Origin of the sequence: Streptococcus sp. KR, from assembly GCF_002238115.1 — a bacterium.
In the GTDB taxonomy this organism is placed as follows: Bacteria; Bacillota; Bacilli; order Lactobacillales; family Streptococcaceae; genus Streptococcus.
Map to the genome: position 1 here is coordinate 38,850 of NZ_NGVM01000002.1, position 23,679 is coordinate 62,528.

Annotated in this window: 20 protein-coding genes, 1 tRNA gene, 1 pseudogene and 1 riboswitch; of the genes and pseudogenes, 3 read left to right on the top strand and 19 right to left on the bottom strand. The window is 40.9% G+C overall.

Translation table 11 applies throughout. The features are described from left to right. Positions 1 to 45: 45 nt before the first annotated feature. From pheT to CBI42_RS01080, 9 genes and pseudogenes are all read right to left on the bottom strand, one after another. Positions 46 to 2,451, bottom strand: coding sequence for a phenylalanine--tRNA ligase subunit beta (gene pheT, locus CBI42_RS01040; protein ID WP_094753032.1), 2,406 nt, complete (start codon positions 2,449 to 2,451; stop codon positions 46 to 48). Between the two features lie 76 nt (positions 2,452 to 2,527). Next, positions 2,528 to 3,037, bottom strand: coding sequence for a GNAT family N-acetyltransferase (locus CBI42_RS01045; RefSeq protein WP_094753033.1), 510 nt, complete (start codon positions 3,035 to 3,037; stop codon positions 2,528 to 2,530). Next, complete coding sequence (pheS, locus tag CBI42_RS01050) at positions 3,037 to 4,083, bottom strand: phenylalanine--tRNA ligase subunit alpha (protein ID WP_094753069.1); 1,047 nt, start codon at positions 4,081 to 4,083, stop codon at positions 3,037 to 3,039. The genes CBI42_RS01045 and pheS overlap by 1 nt, the downstream gene beginning before the upstream one ends. 270 nt (positions 4,084 to 4,353) lie before the next feature. Continuing rightward, on the bottom strand, positions 4,354 to 4,803 hold the full coding sequence (locus CBI42_RS01055; protein ID WP_179211345.1) for a GNAT family N-acetyltransferase: 450 nt from the start codon (positions 4,801 to 4,803) through the stop codon (positions 4,354 to 4,356). Continuing rightward, positions 4,781 to 5,227: a chromosome partitioning protein ParB gene (locus tag CBI42_RS01060; protein WP_094753035.1), complete on the bottom strand. Its 447-nt coding sequence runs from the start codon at positions 5,225 to 5,227 to the stop codon at positions 4,781 to 4,783. Before CBI42_RS01060 ends, CBI42_RS01055 begins: the two co-directional genes overlap by 23 nt. A 27-nt stretch (positions 5,228 to 5,254) precedes the next feature. Continuing rightward, positions 5,255 to 5,905 carry a phosphatase PAP2 family protein gene (locus CBI42_RS01065; RefSeq protein WP_094753036.1) on the bottom strand — a complete coding sequence of 217 codons (651 nt, stop codon included), beginning with the start codon at positions 5,903 to 5,905 and terminating at the stop codon, positions 5,255 to 5,257. After that, entirely contained in the window at positions 5,895 to 6,458 is a 564-nt protein-coding gene (locus CBI42_RS01070) for an ECF transporter S component (RefSeq protein WP_000185834.1), read from the bottom strand. Before CBI42_RS01070 ends, CBI42_RS01065 begins: the two co-directional genes overlap by 11 nt. Positions 6,459 to 6,617: 159 nt before the next feature. Then, positions 6,618 to 6,852: riboswitch (FMN riboswitch) on the bottom strand. A 59-nt stretch (positions 6,853 to 6,911) separates the two neighbouring features. Further along, on the bottom strand, positions 6,912 to 7,415 hold the full coding sequence (locus CBI42_RS01075; RefSeq protein WP_049492841.1) for a tRNA (cytidine(34)-2'-O)-methyltransferase: 504 nt from the start codon (positions 7,413 to 7,415) through the stop codon (positions 6,912 to 6,914). 192 nt (positions 7,416 to 7,607) lie between these two features. Beyond that, positions 7,608 to 8,093, bottom strand: a pseudogene (locus tag CBI42_RS01080) (energy-coupling factor transporter transmembrane component T family protein); the annotation flags it as partial. Between the two features lie 112 nt (positions 8,094 to 8,205). On the opposite strand from CBI42_RS01080, the gene trkA reads away from it, so the two are divergent. Both trkA and CBI42_RS01090 read left to right on the top strand, forming a co-directional pair. Further along, a complete protein-coding gene (gene trkA / locus CBI42_RS01085) occupies positions 8,206 to 9,555 on the top strand; it encodes a Trk system potassium transporter TrkA (protein ID WP_042750050.1) in 1,350 nt (449 codons plus the stop codon). 3 nt (positions 9,556 to 9,558) lie between these two features. After that, entirely contained in the window at positions 9,559 to 10,998 is a 1,440-nt protein-coding gene (locus tag CBI42_RS01090) for a TrkH family potassium uptake protein (protein ID WP_070480192.1), read from the top strand. A 43-nt stretch (positions 10,999 to 11,041) separates the two neighbouring features. On the opposite strand, the gene CBI42_RS01095 is transcribed toward CBI42_RS01090, so the two are convergent. The 8 genes from CBI42_RS01095 to CBI42_RS01130 all read right to left on the bottom strand — a co-directional run bounded on the left by CBI42_RS01095 (position 11,042) and on the right by CBI42_RS01130 (position 20,685). Continuing rightward, a complete protein-coding gene (locus CBI42_RS01095) occupies positions 11,042 to 11,845 on the bottom strand; it encodes an ABC transporter ATP-binding protein (RefSeq protein WP_000157661.1) in 804 nt (267 codons plus the stop codon). Positions 11,846 to 11,857: 12 nt separating this feature from the next. Next, positions 11,858 to 12,751 carry an ABC transporter permease gene (locus CBI42_RS01100; RefSeq protein WP_094753037.1) on the bottom strand — a complete coding sequence of 298 codons (894 nt, stop codon included), beginning with the start codon at positions 12,749 to 12,751 and terminating at the stop codon, positions 11,858 to 11,860. An 11-nt stretch (positions 12,752 to 12,762) separates the two neighbouring features. Then, entirely contained in the window at positions 12,763 to 13,740 is a 978-nt protein-coding gene (locus tag CBI42_RS01105) for an ABC transporter substrate-binding protein (protein ID WP_094753038.1), read from the bottom strand. A gap of 454 nt (positions 13,741 to 14,194) precedes the next feature. After that, entirely contained in the window at positions 14,195 to 15,121 is a 927-nt protein-coding gene (locus tag CBI42_RS01110; protein WP_001291285.1) for an ATP-binding cassette domain-containing protein, read from the bottom strand. 10 nt (positions 15,122 to 15,131) lie between these two features. Further along, complete coding sequence (locus CBI42_RS01115; protein ID WP_000159550.1) at positions 15,132 to 16,199, bottom strand: ABC transporter ATP-binding protein; 1,068 nt, start codon at positions 16,197 to 16,199, stop codon at positions 15,132 to 15,134. Between the two features lie 8 nt (positions 16,200 to 16,207). Continuing rightward, positions 16,208 to 17,134, bottom strand: a complete 927-nt coding sequence (oppC, locus tag CBI42_RS01120) for an oligopeptide ABC transporter permease OppC (protein ID WP_000103691.1) — start codon at positions 17,132 to 17,134, stop codon at positions 16,208 to 16,210. Next, on the bottom strand, positions 17,134 to 18,630 hold the full coding sequence (locus tag CBI42_RS01125) for an ABC transporter permease (RefSeq protein WP_000759915.1): 1,497 nt from the start codon (positions 18,628 to 18,630) through the stop codon (positions 17,134 to 17,136). Before CBI42_RS01125 ends, oppC begins: the two co-directional genes overlap by 1 nt. A 66-nt stretch (positions 18,631 to 18,696) precedes the next feature. Next, positions 18,697 to 20,685 (bottom strand): peptide ABC transporter substrate-binding protein, encoded by a 1,989-nt coding sequence (locus tag CBI42_RS01130; RefSeq protein WP_084928170.1) that lies wholly within the window; start codon positions 20,683 to 20,685, stop codon positions 18,697 to 18,699. A 161-nt stretch (positions 20,686 to 20,846) separates the two neighbouring features. On the opposite strand from CBI42_RS01130, the gene CBI42_RS01135 reads away from it, so the two are divergent. Continuing rightward, positions 20,847 to 20,917 (top strand) — tRNA-Cys (locus CBI42_RS01135). Between the two features lie 300 nt (positions 20,918 to 21,217). Here the strand turns inward: CBI42_RS01135 and CBI42_RS01145 are convergent. Beyond that, positions 21,218 to 22,549 (bottom strand): hemolysin family protein, encoded by a 1,332-nt coding sequence (locus CBI42_RS01145; protein ID WP_049510794.1) that lies wholly within the window; start codon positions 22,547 to 22,549, stop codon positions 21,218 to 21,220. A gap of 267 nt (positions 22,550 to 22,816) precedes the next feature. After that, a complete protein-coding gene (gene endA, locus CBI42_RS01150) occupies positions 22,817 to 23,641 on the bottom strand; it encodes a DNA-entry nuclease EndA (protein ID WP_070480184.1) in 825 nt (274 codons plus the stop codon). Between the last annotated feature and the right edge of the window lie 38 nt (positions 23,642 to 23,679).

Below are 23,679 nucleotides of genomic sequence, written 5' to 3' on the forward strand. Positions count from 1 at the left end.
GTTATGTGAAAAGCAAAAATCCACCCCAAAGGATGGATTGATACTTTAACGTACTTCTGCATTGACTTTTTCTTCGAGAGACGCTTGGATTTTTTCCATATAGCGTGCGACTTCTTCGTCCGTTAAGCTATCTTCTGGATTTTGGAAAGTCAAGCTATAAGCCATGGACTTCATACCTAGTCCCAATTTCTCGCCTGAGAAGACGTCAAAGAGTTTGATATCTGTCAAACGTTTCACGCCTGCAGCTTGGATAGCATCTACAACTTCTTGGTGAGTCACTTCTGCCTTGAGGAGAAGGGCAACATCACGGCTAACTGCTGGGAATTTAGTAATTTCTACAAATGGATTAGCAGGTTGAAGCGCAGTTTCGATGGCTGAAAGGTTAAGCTCAGCCACATACGTTTCTGGAATATCGTAGGCCTTAGCAGTGACTGGATGCACTTGGCCAAGAAAACCAAGAACTTGGTCGCCGAGTGAAATCATAGCTGTACGACCTGGGTGAAGGCTAGCGATTTCAGATGTTGCCGTATAGGTTACTTGGAGTCCCAAACGAGAAAATAGCGCTTCAAGGATTCCCTTAGCATAGAAGAAATCAACTGGAACTGCTGCTGTTTGGAAATCTTTTTCAGCAACCAAGCCTGTCAAGGCAAAGGCAAAGCTGTTGATCTCATTTGGAAGTTCTTCTTTTGGATTTCCTGTTTGTTCAAAGACTTTTCCAATCTCGTAAAGGGCCAAGTTTTTATTCTTACGAGCTACGTTATAAGCTACCGTATCAAGGATACCTGAGATCATATTTTGACGGAGGACTGAACGGTCCACGGTCATTGGCCACATGAGTTCAGTAAGGTTACTTGGTTGAGCCGTAAACTCAACTGCTTTTTCAGGAGTTGTTAGAGCGTAGGTGATGATTTCTGTCAAACCTGCTCCTTCAGCGATCGTACGAACTTGACGGCGAAGTTTTTGTGTCGCAGTCAATTCACCTGCTGTACCATCGTCTTTTGGAAGGCTGGTTGGCAAGCGGTCATAACCATAGATACGAGCGATTTCTTCAAAGAGGTCTGCCTCGATGGTGATATCCCAACGACGACGTGGGACGCTGACTGTAAAGCTTTCTTCATTTCCAGAAAGACCAAAACCAAGACGACGGAAGACATCTTCTACATCAGCATAAGAAAGCTCAGTTCCGAGGACACGATTGACATCTGCAAGAGTTGAAGAAACTTCCACATCAGAGGTATCAAGTTCACCCGCTGAAACGATACCCTTACGAACCGTCGCACCTGCAAGTTCGGCAATCATGCTAGCTGCCGCATCAAGTGCTTCATTAACTGTTGCCACATTAATGCCTTTTTCAAAACGAGAAGACGATTCTGAACGAAGGTTGAGACGACCGCTGGTCTTACGGATAGATTTGCCATTGAAAACAGCAGCTTCAAGGACAACACGACTAGAGTTTTCAGAGATTTCTGTTGCTTGACCACCCATAACACCTGCAAGAGCAACTGGCTTGTCAGCGACAGTAATGACTAGGTCATTCACGTCCAAGTCACGTTCTTCACCATCTAAAGTCACCAATTTTTCACCAGCACGCGCTTCACGCACACAGATGTCACTCCCTTCAAAGGTATCCAAGTCAAAGGCATGCATTGGTTGATCAAAGTAGAGCAGGATGTAGTTTGTCACGTCCACCACGTTGTTAATAGGACGGATACCTTCATTCATAAGAAGGTTTTGCAACCATTGTGGACTTGGTGCGATAGTCACATTGTCCAAGATACGAGCGGCATAGTAAGGCGCCTTGTCTGTCTCAATGCCCACAGAAAGAGCATCTGCTGCAGCTTGGTCAGTTTCCAAAAGAGTAAATTCTTTAAAGTTGACTGCCTTGTCATAGATAGCTGCCACTTCGTGAGCCACTCCACGCATAGAAAGAGCGTCTGCACGGTTTGGAGTGATTGAAAGTTCGATGATTTCATCATCCAAGTCTAGATATGAGAAGACTTCATCCCCAGGAACGGCATTTTCTGGCAAAATTTGGATGCCATCTGCGAATTCCTTAGGCACAACTGAGTCAGAAATTCCCAATTCACCAAGGGAACAAATCATCCCAAGTGACTCAAGACCGCGGATTTTCCCTTTTTTGATCTTGTAATTGTCAGCGATGCGAGCTCCTGGAAGAGCCACCATAACCTTGATACCAGCACGCACATTGGGGGCACCACAGACGATTTGACGGGCTTCTTCTTCGCCAACGTTAACCTGACAAACATGGAGGTGAGTTTCTGGCACATCTTCGCAAGACAAGACCTCACCGACGACAATTTTTGAGAGACCAGCAGCCGGTGATTCCACACCTTCTACCTCGATCCCTGTAGTTGACATTTTTTCAGCCAACTCTTGTGATGGCACATCAATGTCCACCAATTCTTTTAACCATTTATAAGATACAAGCATAATTTAGTTTTCCAGAATGACAGTTGTCACTCTGGTTCTTTTCCTTTCCTATCATTTCAATAGAAGAATCATCTTCTTACCTTAATTTCTTTCTCAGTAACCAATCCGTATCTACTTTTTGACCAACCATAAAATGATGTTGGCTAAATTTTTCAAAACCATATCGATTATAAAATGCTTGAGCTTTTGTATTATGCTCCCAAACACCTAGCCAAGCCCAAGAAAAACTATTTTTTGTAGCAAGTTCAAGAGCGAATTCAAACAATTGCTTACCTAGTCCAAATCCTTGGAATTTTTGTAGCACATAGAGGCGTTGAATTTCAAAAGCATCCTCTAATTCTCTCTCAGTCTGAGCACTTCCCCAGTTGACTTTGAGAAAACCAGCTATCTCCTCTTCGCGCATAATGAAATAGGTTTCGGAGTCAGAATTTTCCAACTCAGTTGATAAAGTTTTCAGACTATAAGCCTCTTCAAAGTATTCCTGTAACTGCTCTTCCGTATTATCATGAGCAAATGTTTCACGAAAGGTTTGTTTGGCTATTTTAGCCAACACCTCAACATCTGCCATTTCTACTTTTCTAATCATTATTTAAACTGTTCTGAGAAGCGGACATCTCCTTGGTAGAATCCACGGATATCGTTGATTCCATAACGGAGCATAGCTACACGCTCTTGTCCAAGACCAAAGGCAAATCCAGAGTAAACAGTCGCATCGATACCACTCATTTCAAGGACACGTGGGTGAACCATACCGGCACCCATAATTTCGATCCAACCTGTTTTCTTACATACGTTACAGCCTTCTCCACCACACTTGAAGCAAGAAACATCCACCTCAACAGATGGCTCTGTGAATGGGAAGTAAGATGGACGCAGACGGATTTGACGCTCTTCACCGAACATTTTTTGAACGATCAATTGAAGCGTTCCTTGAAGGTCAGCCATAGAAATATTTTTCCCAACAACCAAACCTTCGATTTGGTGGAACTGGTGACTGTGAGTCGCATCGTCTGTGTCACGACGGAACACACGCCCTGGTGAAATCATTTTCAAAGGACCTTTAGAGAAATCATGAGCATCCATAGCACGCGCTTGAACTGGAGACGTGTGGGTACGAAGTAAGATTTCTTCTGTGATGTAGAAAGTGTCCTGCATATCACGGGCTGGGTGGTCTTTCGGAAGGTTCATACGCTCAAAGTTGTAGTAGTCTTGCTCCACTTCAAAACCATCCACGACTTGGTAACCCATACCGATGAAGATATCTTCGATTTCTTCACTGGTTTGTGTGAGAACATGACGGTGACCAGTCGCAACAGGGCGACCTGGAAGCGTCACATCGATACTCTCGCTAGCCAGTTGAGCTGCGACTTTCTTTTCTTCCAAGAGCTTAGCAGTTTCTTCAAAAGCAGCTGTCAAGACATCACGAGCTTCATTGACGTATTTCCCAATGATTGGACGCATCTCAGCAGAGACATCTTTCATCCCTTTGAGAATTTCAGTAAGCGAACCTTTTTTACCAAGGACAGAGACACGCAATTCTTGCATCTCTTTTTCATTTTCAGCAGTAATCTGCTTCAAGCTAGCCAGCGTTTCTTCACGAAGCGCTTTTAATTGTTCTTCAATAGTTGACATAATTCCTCCATCAGTCTCTCGTAGATAAAAAGAAAACCACATGCCAAAAACTCCACTCGGAGCGTTGACACGCGGTACCATCCGTTTTCATCTGACAAATCAGACCTTCATTTCTAAATCCATGCGCAAGTGAATTCACCCAGCTTTCATATAGAGAGCTTGCAGTCACGGCTCTCCTCCCTGATATACTTCCCTTGAGTTACTAGTCTTGCGGATTTCTATTCAATTACTACATAGTTTATCAGATTTTTAGTTAAAAAACAAGTTCGATTAGACTAATTTCAATATAAAACCCATTCCTTTTTCTGTTGCTCCATCTTCCACAAATCCAAGCGACTTGAAACACCTCCTAGAAGCATGATTGTAGGTGTAGATTTCCTTGACTCTCAATTCTTTCCATCCTTTTACTCGAGCCAATTCAATCAAAGTACTTAAAACCTTTTTCCCAATCCCTCGATGTTGGTAAGCGGGATTCCCAATCACAATGGGGAGATTATCCTGAGATAGTGTAACATCCCCAATTGGAAACCATTCTCCCTTCTCCTTGACTTCAATCCAAAAAAGCTCTCCATGCTGATCCAAATAGGAATACATAGCTTCCAAGGACGCTGGACTGTAAGGGCTCTTCACACCATCTACGAGGTAAACCAAGTTCACATCCTGATACCAAGCCAAAGCTTCCTCACAATGATTGACCTTATAATAAGGGACAAGACGCAGTGCATGATCTATTTGTAGGGTCTGTTTCATCTGCTTTCCTTTTCAATAAGAGAGTTGCTGCTTGATTAAAACCCTCACACCAGTTATACCATTTTGCTTTATACTCATCTTGAGGTAAGATATGATTTTTTAAATCCAGAACAGAGTAAATTTTTCTTTCTTCGCAGACTTGCGCATAGAGATGATATAGTTCATCACCACCATCTCTATCCCACTCAGCAGAAATCATATCTCGACCTGCCAATAAAGCCTGATAAGCCCTGTGATGCCCATCTGTAATCAACAAGCAATCTCCGAACTCAAGAATACTGATTGGAGCAACATTGATTATTTCTGCCGACTGATAAAGTGTCTGGATGCCTTCTAGTTTCGTTTCTGATAAGTATAGTTGAGTAGGATGAAGAGCTTTTATATTGACTTTCATTTCTTTCTCCTCAAGAGAATTTGATATTCACTTCTGCTTGCCTTTAAATCGCCATTGGAAGCGAAGCTTATCATAAAAGGGAAATTCGATAAACAAGACTCCCAAGCCCACACAGAGACTGGCAAGAACGTCTGATGGATAATGAACTCCCAGATAGACCCTTGATACCAACACACTGACTAGGTAGAGGCCAAGGACGATTTGTACGATTTTTCTCCAGACCGAATCTTTAATCCGCTGACTAAGAATAACAATCAAAGTCCCTACCATCAGCGTCACAGCCAGAGAATGGCCACTTGGGAAAGAAAATCCCTTCTCCTCAACCAAGTGTAAAATAGCTGGTCGTGGGCGCTGGTAGATATTTTTAAAGGTCACGATTAAAAGACCTGCCAAAGCCAGATTCCCCAGCATGAAGAAACTTTCTATCTTCCACTTCTTACGATAAAAGACAAAAGCTGTAATGACAACCCAAGTGATAATCACTGGAATATCAATCAAGCGTGTGATGGCCCTGAAAAGAATAGTCAAGTAATCTGGCAAGTCTCCTCGAACGGCAGTCTGAATCGGTTGGTCAAAACCGACCAGCGTTTCAGGGTAAAATTTGACCATGTAGCCAAGAATAACGAAAAGTAAAAGGGCAAAACTGCCCTTCATTAAAAATGTTTGTTTATCTCTCATAATGTTTTAAGGTTGGTTTCAAGAGAACATACAACAACCAGAATGAAACGGAAAAGATTACACCCTCAATCAAATTAAAAGGCAACACCATAGTCATTAGGTAGTTGGAAAGTCCCAAAATTTTTCCAATATCAAAGTTAGCAAACTTAGCGTACAAAGGAACAGCGTAAACATAGTTAAGAACCAACATAGCCACGGTTAAACCAATAGTCCCAGCTAGAGAGCCTAGTAGGAAACGAAGAGTTGTCCGTTCCTTTTTCCAAATCAAAGCAAATACGATGACAAAAACTCCCAAAGCTACGATATTCATTGGCAAACCAATGTAAGTATTCACTCCCTGGCTGTTAAGAAGCAATTTCAAGAGTGAGCGAAGCAAGAGAACTCCTAGAGCAGCAGGCAAATCCATGACCACCAGACCCACAAGGACTGGCAAGATACTAAATTCGATCTTGAGGAAGGATGCCGCTGGCAATAGCGGAAAGTCAAAGTACATCAGCACAAATGAGATGGCTGATAAAATCGCAATGGTCGAAAGTCGACGTGTGTTTGTCATAACAGGTTCCTCCAATTTTCTATAAAATCAGAAGAAGTTAGAAAGGACTCCTCTATCTATTCTCACTTTTTATATCCCAAAAGTCCCCTCTCACTCTATCAAAACAAAGCAAGCGGTTACAATCTAGCTATAAATCTATCAGAACAGACAAAGCTATTCTTTCGTCTTCTCCCATCCAGACTATACTGTCGGTTGTGGAATCTCACCACATCAGCTTGCGCTCGCGGACTTCTTTAAAGAGAAGGAAATAGAGATTTTTCTTTTAGACTAGGCGACAAGCTGTAGGCATAACTTCTGGTTAGGCAAAGCTTGTCAACAAAGTATAAAAGGAAAAGATCATTTCCTAGTTAAAGTCACCGCCGGTCGGGAATCACACCCTGCCCTGAAGACTCTTTTATCATAACAAAAAACGCTTGCAAGCGCAAGCATTTTGTTCATTTTCATTTTCATTTTTTATTTCAATTTATCCACTTCATAGGTGTGGACGAGCTCAAGACCTGCAAAGTTCTGCTGGCGAAGAGCCTCATAGACAATCATGCAGACGGTATTAGACACATTGAGACTACGGACATGTTCATCATTCATGGGAATACGGAGAGCTTTCTCAGGATGTTCTCGCATAAAGTCCTCAGGCAAGCCCTTGTCTTCACGTCCAAAGAGAAAATAATGGTCCTCATCAGTCGATAAATCCACATCAGAATAGACTTTTTCCGCGAATTTAGAAATCAGATAGAGTTTTCCCTTCATCTGAGAAATGAAATCCTCTAAACTCTCGTAAAAATAAATCTCTAGCTTATCCCAATAATCCAGCCCAGCTCGCTTCATCTTGCGGTCATCAATAGGAAAGCCCATTGGCTTGATGATGTGGAGGGGAGAATTGGTCGCAGCGCAGGTACGCGCGATATTACCTGTATTTTGTGGAATTTGTGGCTCAAATAATACAATGTGATTTGTCATGACTTGCTTCCTTTTACCATTGCAAAAAAATAGCCACACTGCCCGGAGTCAAGCTCAGCAAACAGCGTGGTTAAGGCATCGTTAACTTACCTCACAACAGGTTTGAAGTAAATCAGCGAAACTACTTTCTTAGTATAACACTTTCAGAATCATTGTCAATAGAAACGACTTGATTTTTTCAATTTTTTCAAGCTATTTCCAAGGGTTGTAAAATCGTCCGTGATTTTGCAAGATAAGTAGTAAACTAGCTACTAAAAACAAAGCTGCCAAGAACAAGGTAAGATAGTCTCCTTTTTTCAAAGCCTGATAACTATACCAAGTCCGCTTTTTCTCTTTCCCAAAGCGGCGAAGCTCCATGGCAGTCGCGATGGTATCAATGCGTTCTAGCGAGCTAAAAATCAAGGGAGTGATAATGCGCAGATTGCCTTTGATTCGTTGCATAAGAGAAGCTTTCTTGGATAATTCCATCCCACTCGCTTCCTGAGACATCTTGATAGTAAAGAATTCTTCCTGCAAATCTGGAATATAGCGCAAGGTCAGGCTGACAGAATAGGCAATCTTATAAGGCACACCAATTTGATTTAAACTAGAAGCAAACTGACTAGGGTGGGTTGTCATCAAAAAAATAATAGCCAGAGGAATGGTGCAAAGGTACTTAATAGCCAGATTTAACAGGTATAGTTTTACCTTATAGCAAATTTCCTACTAAAAACTCTGGTGATTAGCTAGTAGGTGCATTTTTTCTTGAAAAAAGGTATGATAGTTACATAATGAAGAAGTAGGTTTTATTATGAAAATTATCCTTGTCGGAGGGGGAAAAGTTGGTTCTGCCCTCTGTCGCTCCTTGGTTGCAGAAAAGCATGATGTTTTGCTGATTGAGCAAGACGAAGCTGTTCTCAATCATATTGTTAATCGCTTTGATATCATGGGTATCCTTGGTAACGGGGCCGATTTTACCATCCTTGAGCAAGCCAGTGTCCAGGATTGTGATATCTTTATCGCCCTGACTGAATACGATGAAGTCAACATGATTGCAGCTGTTCTAGCCAAAAAAATGGGAGCTAAAGAGACCATCGTTCGTGTGCGGAACCCTGAATATTCTAACTCTTATTTCAAGGAAAAGAATATTCTCGGTTTTTCTCTTATCGTTAACCCTGAGCTCTTGGCTGCTCGTGCTATCGCGAATATCATTGACTTCCCCAACGCCCTCTCTGTCGAACGTTTCTTTGGTGGACGGGTCAGCTTGATGGAATTCACTGTTAAATCCTCCAGTGGTCTTTGCCAAATGCCCATTTCTGATTTTCGGAAAAAATTTGGCAATGTCATTGTCTGTGCGATAGAGAGGGATCATCAAATTATCATTCCAAGCGGTGACATGACTGTACAGGATAAAGATAGAATCTTTGTCACTGGTAACCGTGTTGACATGATGCTCTTCCATAATTATTTCAAGTCTCGCGCCGTAAAGAGCCTTCTCATCGTCGGGGCTGGAAGAATTGCCTATTATCTACTAGGCATCCTCAAAGATAGTCGTATCGATACTAAAGTCATCGAAATCAATCCTGAAATCGCTAGCTTCTTTAGCGAGAAATTCCCAAACCTCTACATCGTTCAAGGAGATGGTACCGCAAAAGATATCCTGCTGGAAGAAAGTGCTCAAAACTATGATGCCGTTGCGACTCTAACAGGGGTCGATGAGGAAAATCTGATTACCTCTATGTTCCTTGACAGGGTAGGTGTGCAGAAAAATATTACTAAGGTCAATCGTACCAGTCTCCTCGAGATCATCAATGCGCCTGATTTTTCAAGTATCATCACACCTAAAAGCATCGCTGTAGATACAATCATGCACTTTATTCGTGGTCGGGTTAATGCCCAGTATTCAGACCTTCAGGCTATGCATCATCTAGCCAATGGCCAAATTGAAACCCTGCAATTCCATATCAAAGAAGCTAATAAGATGACTGCCAAACCTCTTTCTCAACTGAAATTGAAAAAAGGGGTTCTGATTGCAGCTATCATTCGAAAGGGCAAGACTATTTTCCCAACTGGGGAGGATATGCTGGAAGTTGGAGACAAGCTCCTAGTAACAACCCTGTTGCCAAACATCACCAAGATTTATGACTTGATTGCGAGGTAAGAAATGAATAAAAGTATGATTCGTTACCTCCTTTCAAAATTACTTTTGATTGAAGCTGTTCTTCTTTTGGTTCCTGTGTCTGTCGCTCTCTATTACCGTGAATCGAGCCAAGTCTTTACGGCCCTCTTTTCAACAATAGGGATTCTCGTATTACTAGGCGGTTCAGGAATTTTACAAAAGCCAAAAAATCAACGGATTTATGCTAAGGAGGGAATCTTGATTGTGGCCCTCTGTTGGATCCTTTGGTCCTTCTTTGGCGGTCTCCCCTTTGTCTTTGCTAGACAAATTCCCAGTGTTATCGATGCTTTTTTTGAAATCAGTTCTGGCTTTACAACTACTGGAGCAACTATTCTGAACGACGTTTCGGTCCTCAGCCGTTCCCTCCTCTTCTGGCGAAGTTTTACCCACTTGATTGGAGGGATGGGAGTGCTTGTTTTTGCACTTGCTATTATGGATAATGCCAAAAATAGTCACCTAGAAGTAATGAAGGCTGAGGTTCCTGGTCCTGTTTTCGGTAAGGTTGTATCCAAACTTAAAAACACTGCCCAGATTCTCTATCTCCTTTATCTAGCTCTCTTCTCCCTCTTTGTCATCATCTATTATCTGGCTGGCATGCCCCTATTTGATAGTTTTGTCATTGCTATGGGAACAGCGGGAACTGGGGGCTTTACCGTCTATAACGATGGAATTGCCCACTATGGTAGCTCACTGATTACCTATCTGGTTAGTATCGGAGTTCTGGTTTTTGGGGTAAATTTCAACCTTTATTACTACCTCATGCTCCGTCGTGTCAAGGCCTTCTTTGGTGACGAAGAACTTCGGGCTTACTTGGTCATCGTGCTGGTTTCGACAGGCTTGATTAGCCTCAATACCCTCTATCTCTACTCAGGATTTTCCAAGAGCTTTGAAATGGCCTTCTTCCAGGTTTCCAATATCATTACAACGACTGGTTTTGGTTACGGAGACATTACCAACTGGCCCCTCTTCTCCCAGTTTATCCTCCTCTTCCTCATGGGAATCGGTGGTTCTGCTGGTTCAACCGCAGGTGGACTCAAGGTTATTCGAGGCCTCATCCTTTCAAAAATTGCTAAAAATCAGATTTTGTCAATCCTATCGCCCCACCGTGTTTTGACCCTCCATGTTAATAAAACGGTGATTGACAAAGATACCCAGCATAAGATTCTCAAGTACTTTGTCATCTATTCTATGATTTTGCTATCCCTTATCTTTATTGTCAGCCTAGATAGCAATGATTTTCTGGTTGTGACCAGCGCTGTCTTTAGCTGTTTCAATAATATCGGACCTATTCTAGGAACCACTTCTAGCTTCTCAATCTTTAGTCCTATCTCAAAAATTCTCCTCTCCTTTGCAATGATTGCAGGGCGCTTGGAGATATACCCAATCCTACTTCTCTTTATGAAGAGAACTTGGTCTAAGAGATAAAATACAACCACACCTTGTGTCTTACAAAGTGTGGTGTTTTTCTTTATCCCAGAACCAATTCATCACTGACTAGACTTTGGCCACTATTTTTCTGGAAGAGATGCATGAGATCTTCAACTGTCAGATGCTTTTTCTCCTCTCCCTTGACATCCACCACTATCTTGCCTTGATAGAGCATAATGAGACGATTACCATACTCAATCGCATGGTTCATATCATGGGTAATCATCAAAGTCGTCAACTGATGGTGTTCCACAATCTTTTGCGTCAAATCCATCACCATTTGACTAGTTTTTGGATCAAGGGCCGCAGTATGTTCATCCAAAAGCAAAAGTTTGGGTTTCACCAGAGCTGCCATGACTAGGGTCAAGGCCTGTCTTTGTCCTCCTGAGAGATATTGAGTATCTACTTTCAAGCGATTTTCAAGGCCAATATTCAGCTCTTTCAAGGCCTCTTGGAACTGGATTCTATCCTTCTCCTTCACTCCCCAACCAAGCCCTCTCTTCTGCCCGCGTCTCAAGGCAATAGCCATATTCTCCTCAATCGTCAAACGAGAAGCTGTTCCCATCTTAGGATCTTGAAAAACACGGGCGATATCCTTGGCTCTCTTTCTTACACTCAGATTTTTAATGGATTTACCTGCCAATAAAAGGTCCCCTTCATCCACCGATAGATTGCCAGCCAAGATATTCATCAAAGTGGATTTCCCTGCTCCATTTCCACCAATCACAGAGATAAAATCTCCCTCTTCAACTTCTAAATCTAATCCTTTGAGGACATGGTTCTCATTGACCGTCCCTGCTTCAAATGTTTTGTGAATATTTTCAAGTGTTAACAAACTTGCCATAACTTTCTCCTCCTATTCATTTCTCAATTTTAGACCACGAATCTTTAATCTCTTTTGCAATTCTGGCGCAAATAAAACTAAGGCTAACAAGATTGCATTAAAGAGACGAACCAGGTTTTGATCTAGATTTGGAATTTCATAGATATTTAAAATAATCAAACGGTAAACAATGGCACCGATTCCGATGGATAACAAGCGACCTCCTATGGTCAAATCGTGAATCAAGACTTCCGCAATAATGACTGCACTCAAACCAACAACGATGGTTCCTGTCCCAGAGGTTACATCAGAAAATCCATCATTTTGAGCGAACAAGGAACCACATAGGGCAATCAAGCCGTTTGAAATCATGTAACCAACAATCTTCATGGTGTCTACATTGACCCCATTGGCCTCACTCATCGGAATATTGTCCCCAGTCGAACGCAAGACCAAGCCAATCTCCGTTTTCATCAAAAGAGTCAAAACTAGACAAACAAGTAAGAGACAGGCCAAACTGAATGAGAAAACAGCTTCTTCAGTTGTCAGCCCCAAGCTCGCCAATTGTTTAAAGACAGTTGAAGAATCTCCCAAGGAAAGATTGGGCACACTTCCCATGATTTTAATATTGATCGAATAGAGCCCTGTCAAGGTCACAATCCCTGTCAAGAGAGCTGGGATTTTCATCTTGGTGTGGAGCATACCTGACACAAGACCAGCAATCATACCTGCCAGCAAAGCAAGTAAGGTCGCAATCCAAGGATTTGTCCCTGCCTGTATCTGCGATACGACGACAGCTGCGCCCAGAGGAAAGGCTCCTTCAGCAGTCATATCCGCAATATCCAAAATACGGAAAGTCAAGTAGACCCCAATCGCCATAATCGACCACAATAAACCTTCTGATAAACTAGATAATACAAAATTCATCTTAAACCTCCTTATTCCTTGCCTTCTAACTTACTAATATCAATTCCCAATGCATCTGCCATTTCTTGATTGGTATGCAATTCCAGTTTTTCAGGCAACTCAACTGCTATATTTTCTGGCTTCTCACCTTTTAAGACACGAACCAGCATTCTTGCTGTCTGACGTCCCAATTCTTCATAATTGGTTCCGTAGTTATACAAGCCACCAACCGCAACCATTTCTGTTGAACCACCGAATACTGGAACCTTGTGTTTAATAGAAACCTGCTTGACTGTTTCCATGGTTGATGAAATGATATTATCCGTTGGTACAAAAACCATATCCACCTCTGCCATCAAGCTTTCTGCAGCCGCCTTGACGTTGTTACTGTCCAAGATTGTTTTTTCAACAACGGTAAAGCCTTTTTCTTCCAGAAGGCGCTTAGCTTCATCCTTTTGGACAACTGAATTGGGCTCGCTCTGAGTATAGAGGATTCCAATTGTTTTAGCTTTTGGCAAGACTTTCTTTATCAAATTGATTTGGGTTGAAATGGCATCTGATGACTGATCGCTTGTCCCAGTTACATTGCCCCCAGGATGTTCTCTTGACTCAACCAACTTGGCACTGACAGGATCCGTTACCGCTGAAAAGATAACAGGTGTCGTTTGCGTTGTATTAGCCAAGCTCTGAGCAGAAGGCGTTGCGATAGCTAGAACGACATCACTAGATTCTGCTAGTTGCTGGGAAATCGTTTTTAGATTTCGTTGTTCTCCCTGTGCATTTTGCAAATCAATCTCAATATTTTCCCCTTCAACATAGCCTTGTTTGGCCAGCTCATCCACAAACCCTTCTCTAGTAGCGTCCAAAGATTGATGGGTAATAAATTGTGAAATACCGATACGAAAAACATCTTTTTTCTTATCTGCCTTCAACTGATGCAAACTAATCAGAGAGGTCAAGAGGATTCCCACTACCAAGAGGGGGGCTAGTAATTTTCGAACAACTTTCATAATGAAACTCCTTCTCAGAAAAGATAAAATAAAAAACCGCCTAGATACTATCTAAACGGATGCTTGAAATAATCTAACAAGTTATAACTTTGCTAGTCCATTTAGATATTCATCTATATGGACCACAATCAAAAATCTTAGCCACATAGATACAAACAAATTGCTTGAACTGTTTGCATCCATGGTGACATGTCTACAAACACTATCTAAAGTAGCTAAAGTAAAAGTTTTGATTCATCGTTACAGCTTGTCTCTTATTCATTTCTTTTTCTGCTTTCTTTTTTGATGTTTCCCATCTTACCACCTTTTTTATCAGCTGTCAAGAATATTTCAGAATTTTTTAAAATTTTTCGAAAATTCTTTCGAAAACTCTTTCAAAGTTTTTCCAAATCAATCCAACAAAAAAAGGTTTATAATTTCCATAAAAGTTGACATGGAAATTATAAAACCATTATTAGTTTAACCCTTGTTGATAACGTGCCAATTCGGCTTGGTTAGCCCAAACATAGTGACCTGGACGGATTTCTACCATAGATGGCTTATCTGTCTCATAATCATGTTGATCTGGATCATATACTTTCAAGACCTTCTTGCGTTCCAAGATTGGATCTGGGATAGGTACCGCTGAAAGCAAAGCCTGAGTATATGGATGAATTGGATTGTTAAACAATTCTTCTGTTTCTGCAACCTCTACAATAACACCCTTGTAAATAACCGCGATACGATCTGAAATAAAACGAACAACCGACAAGTCATGGGCGATAAAGAGATAGGTCAAGCCAAGTTCTTTTTGGAATTTTTTGAGCAAGTTTAAGACTTGAGCACGAACAGAAACGTCCAAGGCTGAAATGGGCTCATCCGCAATAACAAAGTCTGGTTGCATAACCAAGGCACGGGCAATACCGATACGTTGACGTTGACCACCTGAGAATTCATGAGGGTAACGAGTCAAGTGCTCAGCAAGAAGACCTACTTCACGGATAATATTTTGAACTTTCTCTTTACGTTCTTCTTCATCCTTGAACAGATGATGATTGTAAAGACCTTCAGAAATAATATAATCAACAGTAGCACGTTCATTCAAACTTGCTGCAGGGTCTTGGAAAATCATCTGGATTCGACGAATCAATTCCGCAGCTTGTTCACGCGATTTCTTACCATTAATCTTTTGACCATCAAAAATGATATCACCATTACTTGTATCATTTAGACCAATGATGGCACGACCAATAGTTGTTTTCCCACTACCTGACTCACCTACAAGCGAGAAAGTTTCTCCCTTGTTGATAAAGAAGTTAGCATTTTTAACCGCGACAAACTTCTTACTTCCTTCACCGAAGGAAATTTCTAAATCTTTGATTTCTACTAATTTTTCAGACATTTCCTTCCTCCTAGTCAGCCAGATGGGCAAATCCCATTTTTTCACGGATCTTATCATGGAGATTTGCAATCACAGCTGGTTTTTCTACTTTTGGAGCATCCTCATGAAGTAGCCAAGTTTTAGCCCAATGTGTCTCTGATACTGAGAATTGAGGAGCTTTTTGTTCAAAGTCAATCTGCATTGCATAGTCAGAACGCAAGGCAAAGGCATCCCCTTTCAGGTCAGTATAAAGTGACGGAGGTGTTCCTGGGATTGAGTAAAGATCCCCTTTATCATCAGCAAGCTGAGGCAAGCTAGACAAGAGACTCCATGTATATGGATGGCGAGGGTCATAGAAGACTTCCTCAACAGTTCCATACTCAACGATTTCTCCTGCATACATAACCGCTACCTTATCCGCAATACTTGCTACCACACCAAGGTCGTGGGTGATAAAGATTGTTGTGAAATGGTACTCGTTTTGTAAAGATTTTAGCAAATCAATAATCTGTGCTTGGATAGTCACATCCAAGGCAGTCGTTGGCTCATCACAGATCAAGACATCAGGTCGGCAGGCAAGGGCAATCGCAATAACGATACGTTGACGCATTCCTCCAGAATATTGGAATGGGTATTCATCAAAACGTCTATCTGCGTCTGGAATCCCAACCTTATTCATGTAGTCAATCGCCAATTCTTTCGCTTCTTTAGCTGTTTTTCCTTGGTGTTTTACAATAACTTCTGTAATCTGACTACCAATTGTTTTAATTGGGTCCAAACTAGTCATTGGATCTTGGAAGATAGTCGCAATCTTAGCGCCACGAATTTGTTCCCAATCCTTGTGAGAAGATAAAGCTGTCAAATCTTGACCACGGTAGTCAATACTACCTTGGGCAATGCGACCGTTTTCTTCAAGCATACCTGTGAATGTCTTTGTCAAAACAGATTTCCCTGATCCTGACTCACCTACCAAGGCTAATACTTCTCCTTCAACTAGTTCAAGGGAAACGCCGCGAATGGCTGTCAATACTTTGTCACGAACGTCAAATTCCACGACAATATCGCGAGCAGTCAAAATTACATTTTTTTCTTTTGTCATTTCTACTCCTATCTATGTGTACGTGGATCACTAGCATCCGCTAAGTTTTGACCAACTACGAAAAGGGATAAGGATACCAAGACAAGAGTTGTCAATGGAATCCAGAACAAGTAAGCATTGGTTGTTACGTTTTGTGAATAATCCGAAATCAAACGACCCAAACTTGGCACGGTAATTGGTAATCCAAGACCGAAGAATGACAAGAAGGCTTCGTATGAGATAAAGCTTGGAAGCATTTGAGTCATGGTTGTCACAATAACAGATACCAATTGAGGCATGATATTTTTGGCAACAATCTTCAAGGTTGGTGTTCCCAGAGTACGTGACGCCAAGTTGTATTCCAAGTCACGATAACGCAAGATTTGCACACGGATCATGAAGGCAATCCCAATCCATGTCGTCACACTCATGGCAAAAATCAGATTCCAGAATCCAGCTCCGATTGAGTAAGTCAAGACAATGACAATCAAAAGAGATGGGATGTTTGAGATGACGTTATAAACTTCCATCATCACGCGGTCAACTGATTTTGAAATTCCCCAAATACCACCGACAAAAACACCGATAACCAAGTTAATTACTGTCGCAATCACAGAAATGAGGATAGAGTTACGAGCTCCGAACCAGACACCGTCAAAAAGAGATTTACCGTTACTGTCTGTACCGAACCAATGCTCAGCATTTGGCTTGATATAACGAGCACTAAAGTCGTTTACCTTGCTGACATCATTGAAATCAAACTTAGAAAACATTGGGTAGATGAAACTCATCAAAATGATAGCTACCAAGATTCCCAACATGACTACAGTTGATTTCTTCTTCATAAATTGTCTAAACACTGAACCCCAGTATGAATAAGCTGGCGCATCAATAGCTTCAGAGGCAAAATCGTCACGTTTTACAAACTGAAATTTTTCTTTATCGATTGTAGACATTATTTGCCTCCTTTCTCAGTCAATTTAATACGTGGGTCAATAATAGTCATCCAAATATCTCCCAAAAGAAGTGAGAAGATAGAAATACATGTAAAGATGAAGACAAGACCAACGACCATAGAGTTATTAGATGCTTTTACAGAGTCAATCAACATTTTACCCATACCTGGGAAGGCGAAGACTGTTTCAGTAAGGGTTGCACCACCAATAACCCCGATAACGGCACCAGGAATTCCTGAAACCAGCGGAACCATGGCATTTTTAAAGATGTGTTTGTTTGAAATTTCTTTTTCAGACAAACCTTTGGCACGAGCAAAACGAACAAAGTCCTGTGATTGCAAGTCAATCATGTAACGACGAATCCAAATAGCTGTACCAGGAGCACCCAACAAACCAAGAATCACTGCTGGTAAAACATACGAACGCCAATCTCCAGCACCCAAAATAGGGAATGAATCTGGAAGACCAATTGATGATCCAATCAAACGAACAATGTAAACCAAGGCAATGGTTGGAAGGGCCATCAAGAAGGTCAAAAACCCTGTTGAGAAGCTATCAATCCAAGTATTCTTGAAGCGAGCCATAGCTGAACCAAGTGGCACGGCAATCGCATAAGAAATCACCAAACCAATCAATCCAACGACTGCAGAGCTAGCAATCATAGAAGGATATTGGTAGTTGCTTTCAGTTGCAGTATATGGGTCATCTTTCCCATAGTTAGCTACTTCACGAGAATCAGCCTGACTAGGCGATTTGTAGGTTCTTGAGTAAATATTTACAGAAGAAGTTTTCTTACCTGTTGGGAACTGAACTTGAGATGTTTTTGTTTGCCCTTGTCCTTGAGTAATGACCTGTAAAACAGGGCTATTAGCATAGGTTGGATAAGAGTCACCTAAATTAATGTTCACAAAGTTTTGATGCACAAACGGGAACTGACTGTTGAAGTACAAGAGATATTTGTGTTTTGTTCCTGAACCGACCAAGGACCATCCGATCGCTGGATCGTTTTCAAAACGAAGATAACGTTTCAAGTCTGGATTTTCAGGGTCTTGAATTTTATTTGTATGATCAATGTCAATCAAGTTAGCATAGAAGTGAAAAACACGTTCAAAAATCGGGATTTCACGCGTAGCGTAGAATTGGCCACTTTCAGTAAATTCTCCCAGGGTCCAACCATGACCGATTTGTTTGATGTATTTTTCATAGATAGCCTTGTTGGTATCATTGGCTTCAACTGTTACAGAAGCATCCATCTGGCTAGCTTTTTCTTGCAACTCTTTGGTATCGTAGTACTCGATATAGCCCATACGCTCATAAACGGTATTCTCATAGTTATCACGTTTATCAGCAGTTGTAGCAATCTTGTTATAGTTGGTATCCTGTTTGAAAATCAATTTTCGAGGAACCATTGTATAGATAATCGTGTAAGTCAAGGTTGTTACTAAGAAGATAGAAACCAAGGACCGCAAAACACGCATAAAAATATATTTTTTCATATCATTTCCTTTAAAAATCCCAAAAGAACCTTCTCCTCATGGAGAGAAAGTTCTATTGAAAATTATTTACTTCACATGACTTGCCAATTCTTTTTGAGCTTTTTCGTTTGACTCAGTCTTTTCTTTCAACCATTTTTCACGAGCTTTTTCATACTCTTCTTTGGTGATTGCTTTTTCACCAACTTCAGTGTACTTCAAGTATCCTGAATTTTCACCTTTAAGGCCGGCTACAGAATATGAAGAGCTAAATGGTAGAACTTTTGAAACATATGAAACGGCTGTTTCTTTAGGAGAAGCCATTACTGGAATTGTCAAAGCATTGTCAGTCAACCAAGCTTGTGCCACCGCGTATTTTTCATAACGTTTTTGAACATCTTGGTTTTCGCTGTTTGCGTCATCAAGTAATTTTCCATAGTCAGCTAAACCAAGTTTGCTTACTACTGATGCATCTGTGTTTTGGTCAATACCAAGGTAAAGGCGAGTGCTTCCTCCCTTAAGGACGAATTGATCCAAGAAAGTAGAAGGATCTTGATAGTCCGGGTTCCATCCTAGCAAGGTATGGATATCCCAGTCTTGCTCTTTAGCTGTTGGAGCGCTAAATGAAATTGGTAAAGCTTCTGCTTGAGTCATTTGTTGTAAGTCTACAACAACATTATCTGAACCCAATACTTTTTCAATTGATTGTTTCAATGATTGAACACGGTTTACAACCGCTGTTGATTCTTGGATAACCAGGGCATCCAAGTGGATTGGGAATTCAACACCTTCAGCTTGTAGACTTGATTTGGCTTTAGCAAAGACTTCTTTCGCTTTTTCTTCATTGTAAAGGCCATTTTGAGAATCTGCTAGAGACACGTTTGACCAAGTAGAAGAATTTGTCTTAGCCAAGCTATCTTGTACCAATTCACCAAATGTTTTCTTACCAACTTGAAGATTATAAGGTGCAAACGTATTACGGATGGCTACTGCAGCTCCATCAGTACCATTTGTTTGAGCTGAGTAAGAATTGCGATCGACAGCAAAGTTCAAGGCTTGACGGAATTCCTTGTTTAGCAATGCTTTCTGAGTAGATGTCTTTTGGGTATCACTTGTTTTGGCAGTGTGGTTATAGGTTGTACGGCCATAATTCAAGCTGACAGTTGCAACACCCGCTCCTGGTTCATTAAAGTAAATGTTATCTTTAAAGTCAGCTGCATATTTTTCATATGTAGAACTTGTAGGGAAGATACGAGCCTTGCTATATTGACCATCAGCAAAACCTTTAGCAATCACATCTTGGTCCTTACCATCCCAGAAAGTGAACTTAACGTTCTCAATTTTTACATTTTCTTTGTCCCAGTAAGCATCATTTTTAGCCATCTCGATAGATGATTTTGGAGTTACAGATTTTAAGACAAATGGACCGTTATAAAGAATAGAGTTAGCATCGGTTGGGGCACCAAAACCTTCACCTTTTGAAGTTAAGAATTCTTCATTAACCGGCATCAAAACACCACTAGTGGTCTTATCATTCCAGAAAGTTTCTGGCTGGTTCAAGGTATATTCTAGTGTTTGATCATCAAGTGCTTTTACTCCAACGGTTGAAAAATCGCTTGTTTCACCCTTGATATAGGGTTCTAATCCCTTAATAGAAGAGCTAACGATTGAAAGTCCTTTTGATTTTCCATCTACGGCATGTTTCAAACCAGTAACGAAGTCTTTAGCAGTTACAGGAGCGTATTCTTCTCCCTCTGCTGTAACCCATTTAGCATCCTTACGGATTTTATAGGTATAAGTCAAACCATCTTTTGAAACTGTCCATGATTCAGCAATAGAAGGAACCAAGTTACCATATTTATCATTAGCCAACAAACCATCTACAGCATTTGTTGTGACGAATGATGTTGAATCGATATTGCTGACGATATAATCCAAAGTTTCTGGATCTGTTTGATAAACATATTGGTAATCTTTTGCTAATTTAGCATTATTTGAACTAGTGTTTGAACACGCAGCTAGAACTCCTGACGCTAATAAGGTAGCTCCCGCTACAGCAAGCACTTGACTTTTTTTCATTTATTTACTCCTCTTATAAATAAAGTATAGGTTATCATCAATTATATCATAGATTTCAAGAAAAGTAAACGAATTTTCAGAATATTTAGGCTTATTGATACAAAAAATCTGAAAAAGCTATTGACTGAAAATCATTTTCAAGGTATAATAATAAACGTTAAGGCGGTATAGCCAAGTGGTAAGGCACGGCTCTGCAAAAGCTTGATCGTCGGTTCAAATCCGTCTACCGCCTTCTTTAACTTGATTTATCAGGTTTCATTTAAACAGAAAGCCCAATTTAAAGGGCTTTTTTCTTTTTCCTTGAATAAATACGTATAACTTACAAAAACTTTTGGGGTGAATTTGGGGCAGACTTCTTTTTAGGAGACAATCTTTTGATACTCAATGAAAATCAAAGAGCAAACTAGGAAACTAGCCGCAGGCTGTACTTGCGTACGGCAAGGCGACGTTGACGCGGTTTGAATTTGATTTTCGAAGAGTATGAAATCAACTGAAAAAAGCTTCGTCACGCCTGGTGACAAAAGCCTCTAGTTTACTCTGTTTCTTCTTCTATTTCAACTTCGGTAATTTGGACTTTTACCTTGGTAACACGTCCATTTTTCACTTTATCATTGGTTAGGATAAGCTGCTTGTTTTGACTGACTAATTCATAACTGAGTTTCTCAGTCGTTGGAATGGTCCCAACTCCTGTCAAATAGTAACCAGCGATGGTATCAACGTCATCACTTTCCAGTTCAACATCAAAGTAGTCATTAAAATCATTGAGATTCATGGTACCTTGAACAATGTAAGTACCATCGCCAATCTGATGAACATCTATTGCTGCTTTGTCCGTTTCATCATCGATTTCCCCAACGATTTCCTCTAAGAGGTCTTCCAGAGTCACCAAACCAGCCATCCCACCGTATTCATCTAGCAAGATTGCCATTTGTCTTTGGGTATTACGCAATTCTTTTAACAAGTCATCCACAAAAATAGTTTCAGGAACAAAGAGTGGATCTTGTAAGATTTTCTTCCAAACAATATTGTCAAAACCGTCCACAAAACCCGCCTTAAGGAGACTCTTGGTGTGAATGATCCCAATCACATTGTCCTTATCCCCATCATAGACAGGGATACGAGAATAATTTTGTTTTAAAATACTTTGGATGATGGTTTGACTATCATCCTGAATATCGACCATAAAGGCATCCGTTCGAGGAACCATGACTTCTCTGGCCATTAATTCGTCCAGTGAAAAAATTCCTTGTAACATTTCAATTTCGTCAGCATCTAGTGTTTCTTCACTATTTGTCAGCATGTATTCAATTTCATCACGGGTCATTTTTTCATCAGCATCGTCAAAGGTCATAGGAGTCAAGCGACTCAAGAGATTGGTAGATGCAGACAAGAGCCAAACAAAGGGACTAACTAGTTTCCCCAGCCCAATGATAACTGGCGCTGTACGAATCGCCAAGGCATCCTTTAGATTAAGAGCGATTCTCTTAGGATACAATTCCCCAAAAACGATGGAAATATAAGTCAAAAATGCTAAAGATAGAAAACTTGCAACGGCATAAGCTGTTTCGCCATTTCCAAGCCAAGATGCAATTTCTCGTCCCAGAGTTTCTGCCAAACTCGCCCCTGATAAGATCGTAATCAGGGTAATCCCTACTTGAATGGTTGATAAAAAGTGGTTAGGATTTTCTAGTACCTTCAGCAGACGGATATAGCGTCTATCTCCTTCTTCTGCCTTTTGTTCAACTCGCGCACGGTTAAGTGAAACCATGGCCATTTCTGTGGCTGAGAAAAAGGCATTTAACACCGTCAAGATAAACAATAAAACAAATTGTAGCAACAAATTCTGACTACTTGGGTCTTCCATAGTTCTTCTCCTAAAATAGTATCTTATCCTTTATTATATCACAAAATATAGTCCAGTACATATTATTTTTTCTCATACTCTTCGAAGGTCTCTTCAAACCACGTCAGCTTCATCTGCAACCTCAAAGATGTGCTTTGAGCAACCTGCGGCTAGCTTCCTAGTTTGCACTTTGATTTTCTTTGAGTATCAGTGTCTATTGTAGCCCTGCTTAAACTAGTAAAAAAGAACTCCTATATCCACAAGTGACATAGGAGTTTATGTTATCTTTTACTGAGTTACCGTTACTTCTCCAGTTCGGTAATCCAGTTGAAGACCTTTTTGAACATTGGGAACTAGAACATTAAATTCCAATTCTCCGTCTGAAGACTTGGCTTCAATCTGTGAAGCTGAAGGAACTAAATCCTCGTTTGAAGCGTAATAAAGGGTTACACGGTAACGGACACGCTTGTTTTGGTCCAAGGCTTTACGTACCATGCTTTCATAGTAGTTTTGACCAGTCGAATCCTCGGCTTGAGCCTGATTTGCCCAGGCTGTTTGAACAGCAATGTTTTTAGGATTGCTTGTCGAGGCATCAAAACCATCCAAGCCACCGATTAAGGCATAGCCTAACAAGTGACCTCTATCAACCGCATGGGTATAAGACCCCTTTAGATTCTTAACCTGATGCCAGCCTGGAGGAGTCCATGAAGTCGAACCATTCCCAGTTTCTTCACGATTCTTGTACTGGCGAGTAGCCTTAGACAAGAGGGCATTAGCTACGGTTGGCACTGTTTCCTTGCCCACTGTCTTTGTTTTATTATCAGCGTAAGGTTTACTTGAAACCTTGGCATCTAGATTTGTTTTATTACCATTGACGATAAAAGCACCTGAGCCATTCCACTCAAGACTCCCTTTTATTTGACTCTTGACCGCGTCTGTTAAGACACTTTCTGCCAATGCTTGACTAGGAGCTTCAGACGCTTGTTTTTTCTGACTAACCTTTGTTTTAGGACTATTAGCTGTCGATTGCATCTGCTTGATATAATAGCTTCCCGCAGATAAAAGCAATAACACTAGCAGTCCGATCAGTGTCTGTCTTGTTTTTTTATCCATTTTTCTCCTTATCTCTAGAAAAAGACTGGTTCTCCAGC